The sequence below is a fragment of the Bradyrhizobium sp. LCT2 genome (genome assembly GCF_009931255.1).
In the GTDB taxonomy this organism is placed as follows: domain Bacteria; phylum Pseudomonadota; class Alphaproteobacteria; order Rhizobiales; family Xanthobacteraceae; genus Bradyrhizobium; species Bradyrhizobium diazoefficiens.
The window spans coordinates 1927101-1941016 of sequence record NZ_CP034432.1; the positions used below are offsets into that span (position 1 = coordinate 1927101).

Here is a 13916-nt window from a genome sequence, read left to right on the forward strand (position 1 = left end):
GTGAAGCACTGCTTCGCGGAGTTCTGTCCCTGCGTTTGATCAGCGCCGCGCGCGGGCGTTCTTGGTCTTGGGCTGCTTTGGTCTCGATCGCTTGCCCTGTGGCGCTGGGGAAGAACGGCCTTTCCGAATTACTCGCTTCGTGATCGCTCGAGCCAGAGCGTCAGTAGTATCGAAGCGAGCGATTCCACGGCGAACGCGAGCCCTCTCAGAAAAGTTTATGGTTCGTCTTACTTTCCCGTGGGTCGACAGCAGCACGTAATCGAGCACCGATTCGTTATGCTCAGACAGCCTGATGGCGGCAATCCAGCCCTGAGGCAGGCGTGCCCTACGCTTGATCGACCAGTACGGCGCTCGATTTTGCCTTCCGCACCAGAGGGCTGATCGAATTGAGATGTTGACCGATCCATCCACGCGCAAGTAAGCTGTCCTGTTGCCAGAGGCGGTGCGACCACCGGCTTTCCTGATGGCCATGGCGATCTGAGAGCCGAGCTTGGCCTCTTGCTCCGCCCACCGCGGGCGCGACTCAAGAAACCCATAGCTGCGCTTGGGAGCGTAGCCAATCAGCCGATACACGTTCATCAAGCTGCCGAAGTGAGTTTGATAGGTGGAGGTGCAGGGAAGGCCTATCGTGCTGGCTATGATAGCGGAGCTCAGGCGTCCTTCCTTGAGCAGCGTTTGGCGTAGACGGGCAAGCATCTCCTCTTCAGTGAGGTCGACACGCCGTTCCTCAATGATCTTATTTACCTTCAGGAAGGCTTCGCGTTCGATGATCGGCTCGATACATCCCTCGCTGGTGATCCAAAGTTCGGGAGGATTGCAGGTGCTGGTCCGCCGCAGCTTGCGTGATCGGCGGTTAAAGGTCTGGTTTCCAATGTAGTTCTCGTTTCTAAGCACTCTGTTAACCGATGCACGAGTCCACCGAACTCCTGTGTTCGTGAGTATGGCCCTCCGGTTTAGCTCTCGGGCGATAATCGCTTCCGACTTTACCTGCAGGAATCGCTCGAAGATCCACTTCACCACGGCTACTTCCTCGGGAATGCCGGGTCGCACTCGGATGTGATCAGTCGTGAGGTACTTCCGATCACCGTTCTTCAGCACGCCTCGTGACTTCTGACTCTGATCGACAAGTTCCCGCAACAGTGCATAACCAGGGCGACCTCCGAGCTTGAAGCCAAGTCGCGCGAACCGGCACTGCGCAATGTGAACCTTTGCCGAGAGCTCACGGCTGTACTCCGCCGCCATTACTCGCTTGATGTTCTTGACGATGCTGGAGAGCATGCTGCCGTCATTGTCAAACAGCTCAGCACAATATGTTATCTTGATGCCCGCCTGTTTGCAGACGAATTCGTAATACGCGCTCTCGTCGACGTCCTGAAAGCGGCCCCACCGGCTTACGTCATAGACCAGAATATGACCAAAATCGGCTTCTCCTGTTTGGACATCCTTGATGAGCTGCATAAGGCCGGCCCTGTTCTTGATGAGCAGACCGCTCTCACCCTCGTCGCGATAGGTTCGTACAATCGTCAGGCTATGGGCGTGTGCGTATGCTGCAATCACAGCGGCCTGATTCTGAATCGAGTATTGCTGCCGCTGTGTCGACATGCGGACATATTGTGCCGCTCTCATGCCAAGCTGCGATCGTACCAAATGAGCCTTATGGACCTCGGGCGCGTTGGCCATCATTCTCGGTTCCGAACCTTACACGACCTGGAGCAAATCAAACACCTGTACGACGCCTACAGCAAGAATTACTTCAATTGGAAATAATAGCCCGCCATCGGCGCCGGTGTCGATGCAGAAAGGACCTGCTTGCGAGCGCGACTGCTAGTGCGGGCGCAAACGCGGCCGCCGATCGCTGGGCCGAAGATCGCAATGGTGGCCGGCGAACGCCCACACGAGACAGTGAAGTACGTCGAGGTCTCCCCATCTGTCGCCATGGCAGACGGAAGGCGGCATTCGCTTTCTGCCGTGGCGTGGGCGTGCGGCTCACCATGTTGCCAAGCGGCCGCCGGCACCGGCCGAGAATGCTACGCCGCGTATTCCCGAACCGATCATCGGCGCCAGGCTGCGCGCTGGTCGCTCAAATACGTCGATGTCTTTGTGCCGGATGTCCCGGCGGCACGAGCGGAGCTCGATGCCCGTGAAGCCCGTTGTGAGCGACGGATGGCAAAGGACGCGCAGAGCGGAGAAGCGTCGCCGAGACTTATCGAGCGCGGATGGCCAAATGGCTCGAGGCGCGCCGGATGGCCGGCAGAGGCGTACCGATCTGGGAGCGCGCTCCTAATGTCGCCCGCCGCATCGACCCGCAAACCGGCGCTGAGACCCCTCCGTACAATCTTCACCTGATGCGCGGCACGTTGGCGCTCCCGAGAGCGGCCGTATCAGCCAGTCCGAACCGACCGCTCAGGGGGGCGCGTCTGATCGGCATCTACGATAGCCAGGTCACTTTCGGCCAGTCTCGCGCCCTGCTCCTCTGGACACGGCTGATCATGCCGAATGGACGTTCTATCGTTCTCGAGCGGCAGCTTGGCGCTGATACTGCCGGGTATGCAGGTCTCGAAGATCAGGTCGACAATCATTGGGGCGAGTTGTTCAAAGCTGCGGCACTATCGACGTTTCTGGCGATCGGGACTGAACTGGGTGCCGGCTCGGACACCAACAGCAGCGACAGCGCAATCATCCAGGCATTGCGACACGGTGCCTCGGGCTCACTAAACCAGACCGGGCAGCAGGTCGTTCGCCGCAGTCTCAGCATCCAGCCTACTCTGACCGTGCGACCTGACTTCCTGGTTCGTGTTCTTGTCGATCATGACCTCATACTTACGCCGTATAGAGGGTGACAACATGCCAAAAATCAAAATCGGAGAGCTTCCAGACGACGAGCCTGTCAAAGTGAGTACGGAGCTGCCTGCGGCCGTGCATCGTGATCTCGTTACGTATGCAGAAGCGCTTACGCGTCAAGGTAGTCAAGTGGTCGATCCGACTAAACTCACCGCCCGCATGTTGGGGCGCTTTATGGCCACGGATCGAGGAATTTCTAAACTGAAACGTGAAGGCCACGTACCGGACGCAGGCGATGGACAGCAATGCTCAAGGTTTCTCGAAGCCGTTGGTCGACGTTAAAATAGACGCAATGCATCAACCTGGCGCTGCCGAGTTGGCGCTAAGAGCTGAGATATCGTGTCGGAAAGTGTGTTCCCGCGTCTGCCCGAAACAACTCCCATTACCAGGTTTTCTCGGTTTTCAGACGCGAGAGCGCTGGGCGTCGACGTGCAGTTATTCGGTCACCTTCAGGCGCGTTACACTGCTCCGGCCATCGACGCTGACAGGCACGTCGCCCTCGATCGTGGCCCTACGTACGACGCGATGCTGGTCCCCGTAATCGTTGACCGCGTAATGCTGCGTTGCGCGGTTATCCCATATCGCAATATCGCCCTCCAACCAGTTCCAGCGCACAGTGTTTTCGGGCGCGGTGACGTGAGACTGGAACAGATCGAACAGCTTTTGTCCGTCGTATTTGGGGACGTCAACAAAGTGCTTCACCAAAGCGCCGAGCACTAGCGTCCGCTCGCCTGTTTCGGGGTGAACGCGTACGACGGGATGCTCGGTCTCAAAAACCGTTCTGGTGAATACCTCGTCAAAGTGTTTCTTGTCGACCTCGCGGACACGCGCGATGCCGGCGTAATCGAAAACGTTGCTATGAACGGCCCATAGGCCCTCGGCAAGCCGTTGTAGCGGCGGCGGCAGATCAAGATAAGCGGCAGCCGTGTTCGACCACACGGTGTCGCCTCCGAACGGTGGCATTACAACGGCCCGCAGGACCAAAATCTTGGGATAGGCGTCGGCGAAGGTCCCATCCGCATGCCAAACGTCGGCGCGGCCGCCGCCGCGAGTGGAGTCCAGTTCGAGGAGCGACGCCGTCCCCTTGGTGGCACCGAGCATCGGATGTGGCACTAGCTTTCCGAGACGAGCGGCAAAGCGCTCCTGCTCGGCGTCATTGAGATGCCCCTGATTGCGGAAGAAGATCACTTTGTGCTCAAGCAATAAGTTGTTGATCGCGGCGATAGCCTGATCCGGTAGATCGCCTGATAGCTTGATATTTATGACTTCGGCACCGATGCGCGCTGCACATTTCACAACATCGGTGCTCGGAATGACGCCACCGACCAAAGCCATTGTGCTCATCTTTCTTTTCCAAGCCTTTGTAGTTCTTCCTCGCCTCCTGGAGCGAATGATCTTCAGCAAGCATCGTGCCAAGCGAAAGACGACATGTACTCGCCAAAGGGCACTGAACGAATCGCGGTATTTGGCGCGAGTCATCGAACTGAGCCGATGGCTGGGCCGAGTGGCGAAAGAACTCGATCGACGACCTCACCCTTCGATTGTCGAATCGTGAAGACGTAACGGAGAGCAGGAGCGCGCCAACGGCAGATCTTCAGCTATGCTTTTGTGATCATCAATGGTGTTGAGAAAAGCAATGCTTCTGTAAAATTGCTAATATTTCATGATGGTCGTGAATCATGTAGTTGGGTCTTGCCGGGCTCAAGCGCGCTTCGAAAACAAATTCTCCCACGATTGATACGTTGATATGACCGAGATTGCGGGCAATTTCCGTCTCAACTAGCATATCGCCCACGATGACAGTTCTTTCTGGGATAATCATTGATCTGCATATACAAGCGCAGCCGGTCTTGCTTGCCCATGCTAGTACCTCGTCACAGTGATTATGACTCTTTGGAAGTGGCGGGATAGGCGCCAGCCATTTTGGCGCGAGCCTTGTCTGTTGTGAACATCCATTTGATGCGGGAGCGGGCGGCATTTCGTTGTCGTTCCCAGGCGGTGATTTCGCGGAGCAGTCGCTTGGGGTCGTCGATCCTGCGATCCAGGCACTGGCCCCGCAGGACGCCGATTTCGATCTCGACCATGTTGAGCCAGCTTGCGTGTTTTGGGGTGTAGTGGAACTCGAGCCGTCGCAAAATCCGCCTGGCTTCGGCGGGCGGGAACGCCTGATAGAGGGCGCCGGCGGAGTGGGTCGATAAATTGTCCTGGACGACCCGGATGATCTCGGCGTCGGGATAATGGATGTCGACGAGATCACGCATGCATTGGGCGTAATCCCTTGCCGCTCGCCGCTCGGTGACCTTGACCTTGCGCCAGGGACGATGCACGTCGAGGAGAACGAAGAGATTGACCGTGCCATTGCGACGATACTCATAATCGTAACGTTCGAGCCTGCCGGGCTTGGCCGGGATGGGCTGACGCGTTTCGCCGATGAGTTGCACCGGGCTTTCGTCGAAGCACACCACTGGCCGCCTGGAGTCGGGCGCCTCGGCATAGAGGTCGAGCACATCCTCCATGCGGGCGACGTATTCGCCGTCGACCTGCGGAATGCACCACATGTCTTTGCGCCAGGGCTTGAGGGCATTCTCGGCCAGGCGCCGCCGAACCGTCTCGTGCGACAGGCTCTTGTGTTCGGTGAGCTTGACCATCGCACCCGCCAGCAGCTTTAGCGTCCAGCGGGCACGGCCCTTTGGCGGACTGGCGCAGGCTGTCGCCACCAGCAAGGCTTCTTCCTTGCCCGTGAGTTTGCGCTCCGCCCCGGGACGCGGCTCTTCGCTCAGCGCCCGCTCCAGATTGCCTTCCACGAAGCGTCGCTTGGTCCGGTACACGGTCGAGCCGCTCACGCCGACGCTCCTTGCGATCTCCTCGTCGCTGGTCTCGGCATCGGCGGCCAGCAAAATCTGCGCTCGCTTGAGCTTGCGGGACGCATGCTTGCCGCCGCTGAGCAGCGCCCTCAGATCGGTGCGCTCGATTTGGCTGAGTTCGACCCGATAGCGTACATTCATGGTGTGCCTCCTCGTTCGAGGCACGCACGAACAACTGAATCGGATGGCCGGCGTGAGTCCTTCGACAAAACCCTTCACGCCCACGCAGGGGCAGTATCTGGCTTTTATCCACCTCTATACCCGGCTGCATCGCAGGCCCCCGGCCGAAACCGACATCCAGGAATATTTCCGCGTCAGCCCGCCTACGGTTCACCAGATGGTGCTGACACTAGAACGCGCCGGCCTCATCAGACGGCAGCCAAGGACGCCTCGCAGCATCGAGGTCCTCGTTGATCCGAAACTCCTGCCGGAGCTAATCTGACCGCCGGATCCAACCTGTCAAAATCACTGTGCAGAGCCACTAGTTGCGCGGCTCAAATGCCAAAATGTCGCTGACATGAGTCTCATTCGAAGTCGTTGCGCTTGTGCGCGAACTAGTTCAACAATTGATTGCTGACAATGACGGCTTGAACGGCTCTCTGATCAGCGGCGAGCAAGACATTTCACGCCCCTTTACGCCTTTGCGTAAGGCAGCGTTGCGCGCTAAGAATTCGTAGGTGTCGTGAAAAATGGCGCCATCCTTGCCATGCACGAGCTCGATTTCATCTCTCGACATACCCGGATTGCGGAAAAGAATGGAGAAAGGGAGCTCAAACTCCTCTCGAAACCTATCCATATCGATCGTTGCGCGGCTGAACCCGCCCAAAATGGCATTGACCGTCTGCAACATCGCATTTGCGTGATCGAGGAGTATGCCATTCCAGTTGAAATAAAATGGCGGATTTCATGCGTGAACCTCGGCACGTCATCGCGCGGTAATGTGTTCGAGACTAGGAATTTGCTGGTCTACATGTCTGGAGTGGTCGTAGTAGATATGTCCGAACAGAGCTGGAAGGGGTGTACCGCACGTTAGTGAGCTGAACGGGAGCACCGTTCTTCCTGTGGTTTGGAGAGTGTGAGCATTGCTGTTTTTGTGGGCTCTGTTTCTGAATCGATTTGTTTTAAGCCATGCCATGCTAGGCGGTGCTGGGAAAGCCACAATGCCGAATGGGCGTTCGAAAGTCTCAACACTTACTATGCGCGCTGTACTGGACCTGACGCGACATTGCGTCTCTGTTAGAATACGTACAAGCGTCTACACAGTGCGTAAGTTTGGAGCTGATCGTTCCGTAAGTGAATTTCGCGAGGTAATTGATGGCCCGCCCGCTCGAGCCTGTGAGAGCTGTAGATGTAAGATCGCTCTCTGTCGAGCGTCGCGGTTGGCGGGGCATGCACATTGTCGTCTCAGTCCTGAACCAAGATAAGAGCTGCAACTTCCTTGGTCCCGCGCCAGTTTGCTCGCCGCTAGGCCCTTAGCGATACCAATGCGATCAGGCGCGGGGCGGTTTTGGCTCATCTTGCGCTTGCCTTCGACCATGATGATCGGGATGCGCGCGCCGACGATTTCACGCAACTGAGCGGCGATGAAATCCGCGGGAGCATCGCTGACGGCCCAAGGCGTCGCGCGTCACGTCTCATGGATATTCGTCAGACGCGTCACGATCTCGAGCAGGCGATTGGGATCCTCGAAGAACTCAATCGGCCTATTGGCGTGAACCGCGATGTAGTTCCATGTCGGCACCACATGTTCAGCTTGTCGCTTGCTGGATACTAGGATGGCGTCACATAAGCCTCTGCGCCAGATCGCAGGAGCTTCTCCGATCGAGGCCGTGCCATTGCGGATTACAGCGCGTCGTGTTCGCCTTCAAGTGGCCCATCTGAGCAGCGGATTGTCGCTCAAATGTTCTCGGGGTCGTCGTCTCGAAAGTGGGGTGATATGTACATGAAGGCTCTCCGTTGGCAGTCGTCGAGATAAACCCAAGTCAATATGCTGAAAACTGCCAGTTTCGGTCGTTTCCGGAGGGCTTCTTCGCTTCCTCGCAGCCCGATTTGAGAATCTTGTGGAACACCTCGATTTTCCACCTCAGCGCATACCATTCGAGCTTCTCAACGGCGTCCTTGCGTGACTGAACGGGCAGGTCGGTGATCAGTTTCCACTCGATTTTCTTTCTGTTCTTCAGTGTCCCGCCTTCCGCATGAAGCCGGCGGAACCGGAGGAGATCACGCAGCTTTAGCCGCGCAGATCTTGCTCACTTAGGTTGCAAATTCAATCTTTGGACACGGGCTTCGTCCGAGCCGCGATTCCGTGGGTTTCGGTCGCTTCTCCTACAGGCGCTTGGCGTCTCAGCGTCGTCGAATCCGTGGCACCCGAAGCTTTCGCCTTACTTGGCGGTCCAGTTCGTGATCGAGCCGCGCGGATCCGGAACGATACCATGCGCTCCAGTTACAGCTTCCAAACGGCATCTTGCTCATGGACAGCCTGGATACGGCAAGATCCTCGTGGTCGACGCGCCCGTCGCCATCTCGAGAGACTAGCCTTCAGGATTGACCTGAGCGAACTCGGAGGCCCCTTCGCCATCAGACGACTGTTTCCATGAGACAGGCGTTCGAACAAGCGAAGCGCAGCGCGCCTTCGCTGCGGATCTTAGAGGAGATTGATGTCTTTCGCCGGTGCGCGGACCCTTGGGGGAACTGACGGAGCTCCACCGGATGGCTTATACCAGTCAGTACAATCGTCTTGCCCTCGTAGCTGCTGAACGGATCGCAGGCCAGATATGACAACCGTCCAAGTAATTCGTGTTTGCTGCGCTGTCGACGGGTTGATGTGCGAGACGTCGCATCGCCGCGACCGGCTCGATCCAGGGCAATTCGGGGACGTGCATCAGGCTTACGAGCCGACATCCGCCAAGGCCGCGAATCGAAGCTCTCGCAGTGGTCGTACCCGTTCGATCGATTCTTTGTAGCGATCGTGCACCCTTATGGGCGGCGATCTCAGAATCATTCTCGAATTCATCGTAAGCAACGAGTCGATGTCATTACCGAGCTGATCGGCCTTTGCGGTTGCGCGCGATCTCGAGCCGTCGTGCATGTGGGACGGCGGTAAGAACCGAGAGTCCGTCGGCGATTCGACGATGTGGTCTTGTTTTGGCTGTGAATAGGACGATGTGGCGAATCATAGCTGGCTCTGGCTCGTGTGAGATGAAGGCTGATCGCAGGGCAATCTTGGTATCGTGCCAGCGACGGACGCCGCATGGTTGCGATTGCATTGTTGTCCCTCATAATGACGCCGGGAGGACGAGGCGCTCAATGGTTTGAATGTGACGCGCAAGCAGATCGCAGGCTTGATCGATATTGCGCGATCGTAATGCTTGCAGAATCAAGCGGTGATCCTGATTGGAGCGCGGGCACCATCCGGCACTGCGCGCCATCGCGAACACCAGTCGCGAGTTTGCGAGTTGCAGCCCATCGAGGCAGGCGAGCAATCGAGGCATTGCGCAGGGCGCCACAAGGGCGTGATGAAATGCGCGATTCGCGATCTCGAATTCCCGAATTGTGTCCGCATTGTCTGCTTCGATCAGGGCGAGCTCAATCCGCGCCAGATGAGCCGACGTAAGTTTCGGCGAGGCATTCCGCAGCGCGATCACTTCCAACGCGGCGCGCATCTCGGCGATCTCCTTCACCGACTTCGCGTCGAGCGATGCAACGCGCACGCCGCGGCGGGGGGCGGCAACAACGAGATGTTGTGCCTCCAGTTGCCGAAAAGCTTCCCGCACGGGGACGTGGCTCGAGTTGAATTCGCGCGCGATATGGTCCTGCCGCAGCGGTGCGTCTGGTTGTAACGCGCCGCTGATAATGCGGTGCGCGATCGAATGCGCAATGCGTTGCGCAGTTGTCGCGTTGTCGCCTAAAGTCATCATAGATTATCTACTACAAAACATCGTGCGTGGCGGCCAGACGTCAGTTAACATACCTCGAGATGGAATATGATAGATAATCATAAGGATTATCTATAGTTCGAAGGAGGCCTCGTGGCTCGGATAGTCCCAAGCGCGAAAACAAAATCGGAGGATGGCTGCGACATCGAACCCGTTCGCCACGACTGGACCGTTGGAGAGGCGACGACGCTCTACAACGCGCCGTTCTCCGACCTGATGTTCCGCGCCCAGGCCGTTCACCGCCGCCGATTTGATCCCAATCATTTGGAGACCGCGAGCCTTCTCAGCCTCAAGACTGGCGGCTGCTCAGAGGATTGCGGTTATTGCTCGCAGAGCGCGCATTATGACACGGGGCTGAAAGCGACGCGGCTGATGGACAAGGTGGATGTGATCGCGGCCGCCGAGCGTGCGAAAGCGGCCGGCGCGGCGCGGTTCTGTATGGCGGCTGCGTGGCGCAGTCCGAAGGACCGGGACCTAGGCCATGTCTGCGAGATGGTCAGCGCGGTGAAGGGTCTCGGACTGGAAACCTGCGTGACGCTCGGAATGGTGACCGCTCCTCAGGCGCAGCGTTTGCGTGAGGCCGGCCTCGACTTCTACAACCACAACGTCGATACCTCGCCCGAATTCTATGGCCAGATCATCGCCACGCGGATCTTGCAGGATCGTATCGACACGCTCACTGAGGTGCGCGCGGCGGGCATCAAGGTCTGCAGCGGCGGCATCATCGGCATGGGGGAGCGCGTCGTGGACCGGATCGCCATGCTGGTGCTGCTCGCAAATCTTCCGAGCCATCCGGATAGCGTGCCAATCAACCTCTGGAACGAGGTCAAGGGCGTGCCGGTCATGGAAACCGCGGAACGCCCCGATCCAATCTCCCTCGCGCGTCTCGTCGCGGTCGCACGCATCCTGATGCCACAAAGCGTGGTGCGGCTGTCCGCCGGGCGGCAATACATGACCGACGAATTGCAGGCGCTGTGCTTTCTCGCCGGCGCTAACTCGATCTTTATCGGCGAGGCGCTTCTAACCACGCGCAACTCGCAGCGCGAGCGCGACATGGAGTTGCTCGAGCGGCTCGGCATCAAATCCAGCCTCGACCAGGCGCAGCCGGTCAACAGGCAATCTGCGCCGGCCAACGATAGCGTTCACAGTAATTGACGCCCAAAGGGGCGTCCGCCGCCCTTGAGAAACCCTTGAAGAATGTCAGGAAGAAGCGGGGCTTCGCGATAGCGGCTGCCTAAATGATTTACGCAAGCACCCCTACTACACGCGGGATTGATTGATGACTTCAACACGCGCGGGCAAGGTGGCCACTTATCACGCCGCCTTGCGGGCCCTGAACGAGCAGGACGGGCTGCGGCGCCTAGCGCCGCGTTCGGGCATTGATCTTGGATCGAACGACTATCTCGCGCCGGCGAGTGCACCGCGCATGAAGAAGGCTATGGCGGCAGCGCTGGAAGCCGGCACTCCAATCGGGGCCGGCGGGTCACGCCTCCTGCGCGGAAATTGCGACGAGCACGAACGTCTCGAACTGGAGGCCGCGCACATTTTCGTAGCCGAGACGGCGCTGTTTTTCAGCGGCGGATATGTGGCGAATTTTGCGATCCTGTTGCCTCAACGGGGCGATCTGCTGGTACTCGATTCGCTCGTGCACGCGAGCATTCACGAAGGCGCACGGTCCGGACGAGCCGAGTTTCGCGAAATCGCTCACAACGCCCCGACGTCGGTCGAAAACACAATCCGCGACTGGCGAATGAAAGGCGGGACGGGCCGCGTCTGGATCGTGGCTGAAAGTCTGTACAGCATGGACGGCGATTTCGCGCCGCTCAAGGAGCTTGTCGCAATCGCCGACAGGCATGATGCGTTCCTTTTGGTAGACGAAGCTCATGCCACTGGCGTGTATAGTGAGCAGGGAAAGGGGCTGACCGCCCCCTACGAAGGGCGCGAGAACCTGGTGGTCGTTCATACGTGCGGCAAGGCGTTGGGCGCCGCCGGTGCCCTCGTCACCGCGAGCCGGGTGCTGCGCGACTTCATGGTCAACCGTTGCCGTCCATTCATTTTTGCAACCGCCGCGTCCCCTTTGCTGGCTGTTGCCGTGCAGGAGGCGCTATCAATCTTGAAGGAGGAGCCGGAACGGCAACAACGCCTGGCCAGCTTGGTCGCCTTCACGGCGACAACGCGCGCGCCATGAAACTGGCATCGATGCTGCAGGCTCGCGGATTCGACGTTCGGGGAATCCGACCACCGACTGTGCCGGCGGGCACAGATCGGCTGCGAATCTCCCTGACGCTGAATGTCCGAGAGGATGATGTGCGTGCGTTGCTCGATGCTTTGATGGAAGAAACCGGAAGCAAGGCAAGATGGCTCGGCGATTCGTAGTCACCGGCACCGACACTGAGGTCGGCAAGACGATCTTTTCCGCAGGAGTCGTCGATTTTCTTGATGCCTATTATTGGAAACCTGTCCAGGCTGGTCTTCGAGGGGAGATCGATTCCCAGGTCGTTAAACGACTGGCTGAACTTCCAGACGATCGGATTGTGCCAGAGCGGTATCGTCTTGAGACGCCAGCGTCACCACATCTCGCAGCAGAACTCGATCGCCTTCATATCGACGCCACCTCACTCGATGTACCGGACACCGGGGATCGCCCGCTCGTGATCGAGGGGGCGGGCGGGCTGATGGTACCGCTCAATCGCAACGAACTCTACATCGACGTCTTTGCACGATGGCGGCTGCCAGTCATTCTCTGCGCGCGCACTGCCCTCGGTACCATCAATCATTCGCTGCTTTCGCTCGAGGCCTTGCACAATCGCAACATTGAAATTCGCGGTATCGCGTTCATCGGCGAAGAGAACGTCGACACCGAGAGCACCATTTGCAGGATCGGACAAGTGCGGAAGCTGGGCCGGCTGCCGTGCCTTGTTCCACTCACGGCCGACGCGCTTCGCGCGGCCTGTAAGGTCTCGTTCCATGGTGGTGATTTCGATTCATAATGTGCAAAGCAAAGTCGCGGATCTGGCATCCGTTTACCCAACATGCGCTGCAAGGCGAGATGATAAAGGTTTTGCGCGGCCAGGGCGCATATCTTTACACCGCGGATGACCGTCGCATCATCGACGCGATCGCGTCTTGGTGGGTAGTAACCCATGGCCATTGCCATCCTTACATCGTGAGCGCCATTCAAAAGCAGGCGGAAAAGCTCAACCAGATCATCTTCGCGGGCCACACTCATGAACCCGCCGAAGAGGTGGCATCCCTGCTTCTGAAGCTTGCGCCCCGTGGCCTCGACTACGTTTTCTTCTCCGACAGCGGCTCGACCAGCGTGGAGGTCGCGCTGAAATTGGCGCTCGGCTATTGGCGCAACATAGGCGGGTCGCGCTCGCGTATCGTCGTGATGCAGCATTCCTATCATGGCGACACGGTGGGGACGATGTCGGTCGGCGCGCGTGGTGTGTTCAATGCGGCCTACGAACCTCTGCTTTTCGAGGTTACCTCAGTGCCGTTCCCGGCGCTGGGTCATGAACAGGCGACGCTCGACGCGCTCGAGGTCGCGTGTCGCAACGAAAACCCGGCTGCCTTCATCGTCGAGCCCCTGATCCTGGGGGCTGGCGGGATGCTTATGTATCCTGCTTGGGTCCTAAATGAAATGAAACGGATCTGTGAGGCCTCAGGCGTCCTGTTCATTGCCGACGAGGTCATGACTGGCTGGGGGCGCACTGGAACATTATTCGCTTGCGAGCAGGCTGGTGTCACGCCCGACATTGCCTGCTATTCCAAGGGCCTCACGGGTGGCTCTCTTCCGCTTGCGGTGACGCTCTGCCGCGCGGAGATTTTCGACGCACACTATTCGAAAGACCGAACCCGCACCTTCTTCCATTCCAGTTCTTACACGGCAAATCCGGTGGCGTGCGCCGCTGCCAAGGCGAACCTGGATCTCTGGTGCAACCATGAGACCTACGAGCGTGTGGCCTCAGTCGCTGCAATGCAGAAACAGAAAATCGAACCATTTCGCGCGGACGCGCGCTTCGGGAACGTCCGTCAAACTGGTACTATCACAGCACTCGAGCTGAAGGTGTGCGACGAGGGGTACCTCGCCAATATCGGGCCGAGACTGCAGGCGTTTTTTAGAGATCGAGATCTGCTGCTGCGCCCGCTTGGCAATACGATCTATGTTATGCCGCCGTATTGTGTCACGTCGGCGGACCTCGAGGAAATCTACGCTGGAGTTAACGATGCAGCCGATGAGCTGGTCTAGAAGCAGGCCGGATCGGTCGCCGAT

General features: G+C 58.4%; 11 protein-coding genes and 3 pseudogenes. 7 read left to right on the forward strand and 7 right to left on the reverse strand.

Annotation, left to right across the window (positions count from 1 at the left end):
- Positions 1-39: 39 nt before the first annotated feature.
- Positions 40-1683 (reverse strand): recombinase family protein, encoded by a 1644-nt coding sequence (locus tag EI171_RS09780; RefSeq protein WP_246740480.1) that lies wholly within the window; start codon positions 1681-1683, stop codon positions 40-42.
- 722 nt (positions 1684-2405) lie between these two features.
- Here EI171_RS09780 and EI171_RS09790 point away from each other — a divergent pair.
- Positions 2406-2840, forward strand: a pseudogene (locus EI171_RS09790) (TrbI/VirB10 family protein); the annotation flags it as partial.
- Positions 2841-2844: 4 nt separating this feature from the next.
- Positions 2845-3123 carry a DUF2274 domain-containing protein gene (locus EI171_RS09795; protein ID WP_097669500.1) on the forward strand — a complete coding sequence of 93 codons (279 nt, stop codon included), beginning with the start codon at positions 2845-2847 and terminating at the stop codon, positions 3121-3123.
- A gap of 153 nt (positions 3124-3276) precedes the next feature.
- Here EI171_RS09795 and EI171_RS09800 read toward each other — a convergent pair whose 3' ends face one another.
- Positions 3277-4185, reverse strand: coding sequence for a TauD/TfdA family dioxygenase (locus EI171_RS09800; RefSeq protein ID WP_161533225.1), 909 nt, complete (start codon positions 4183-4185; stop codon positions 3277-3279).
- A 539-nt stretch (positions 4186-4724) separates the two neighbouring features.
- Positions 4725-5846 (reverse strand): IS630 family transposase, encoded by a 1122-nt coding sequence (locus EI171_RS09805; RefSeq protein WP_161536953.1) that lies wholly within the window; start codon positions 5844-5846, stop codon positions 4725-4727.
- Between the two features lie 43 nt (positions 5847-5889).
- Between EI171_RS09805 and EI171_RS09810 the strand changes: the two genes are divergently transcribed.
- Positions 5890-6147 (forward strand): LexA family transcriptional regulator, encoded by a 258-nt coding sequence (locus tag EI171_RS09810; RefSeq protein ID WP_161533226.1) that lies wholly within the window; start codon positions 5890-5892, stop codon positions 6145-6147.
- Between the two features lie 117 nt (positions 6148-6264).
- On the opposite strand, the gene EI171_RS09815 is transcribed toward EI171_RS09810, so the two are convergent.
- The 4 genes and pseudogenes from EI171_RS09815 to EI171_RS09825 form a co-directional block, all read right to left on the reverse strand.
- Complete coding sequence (locus EI171_RS09815; RefSeq protein WP_202633122.1) at positions 6265-6555, reverse strand: hypothetical protein; 291 nt, start codon at positions 6553-6555, stop codon at positions 6265-6267.
- A gap of 777 nt (positions 6556-7332) precedes the next feature.
- Positions 7333-7449: an FMN-binding negative transcriptional regulator gene (locus tag EI171_RS45450; protein ID WP_333924387.1), complete on the reverse strand. Its 117-nt coding sequence runs from the start codon at positions 7447-7449 to the stop codon at positions 7333-7335.
- 1143 nt (positions 7450-8592) lie between these two features.
- A pseudogene (locus tag EI171_RS46675) lies at positions 8593-8881 on the reverse strand (Dabb family protein).
- A gap of 99 nt (positions 8882-8980) precedes the next feature.
- Positions 8981-9622: a GntR family transcriptional regulator gene (locus EI171_RS09825; protein WP_161533227.1), complete on the reverse strand. Its 642-nt coding sequence runs from the start codon at positions 9620-9622 to the stop codon at positions 8981-8983.
- Positions 9623-9742: 120 nt separating this feature from the next.
- Here EI171_RS09825 and bioB point away from each other — a divergent pair, with 120 nt between their 5' ends.
- From bioB to EI171_RS09845, 4 genes and pseudogenes are all read left to right on the forward strand, one after another.
- Positions 9743-10795 carry a biotin synthase BioB gene (gene bioB / locus EI171_RS09830; protein ID WP_161536954.1) on the forward strand — a complete coding sequence of 351 codons (1053 nt, stop codon included), beginning with the start codon at positions 9743-9745 and terminating at the stop codon, positions 10793-10795.
- A gap of 124 nt (positions 10796-10919) precedes the next feature.
- Positions 10920-12016: pseudogene (locus tag EI171_RS09835) on the forward strand (8-amino-7-oxononanoate synthase).
- The gene (gene bioD / locus EI171_RS09840) at positions 11998-12630 is read left to right on the forward strand and encodes a dethiobiotin synthase (protein WP_161533228.1); all 633 of its coding nucleotides are present in this window, start codon (positions 11998-12000) and stop codon (positions 12628-12630) included. The pseudogene EI171_RS09835 and the gene bioD overlap by 19 nt, the downstream one beginning before the upstream one ends.
- Positions 12630-13892: an adenosylmethionine--8-amino-7-oxononanoate transaminase gene (locus EI171_RS09845; protein ID WP_161533229.1), complete on the forward strand. Its 1263-nt coding sequence runs from the start codon at positions 12630-12632 to the stop codon at positions 13890-13892. The genes bioD and EI171_RS09845 overlap by 1 nt, the downstream gene beginning before the upstream one ends.
- Positions 13893-13916 lie beyond the last annotated feature (24 nt).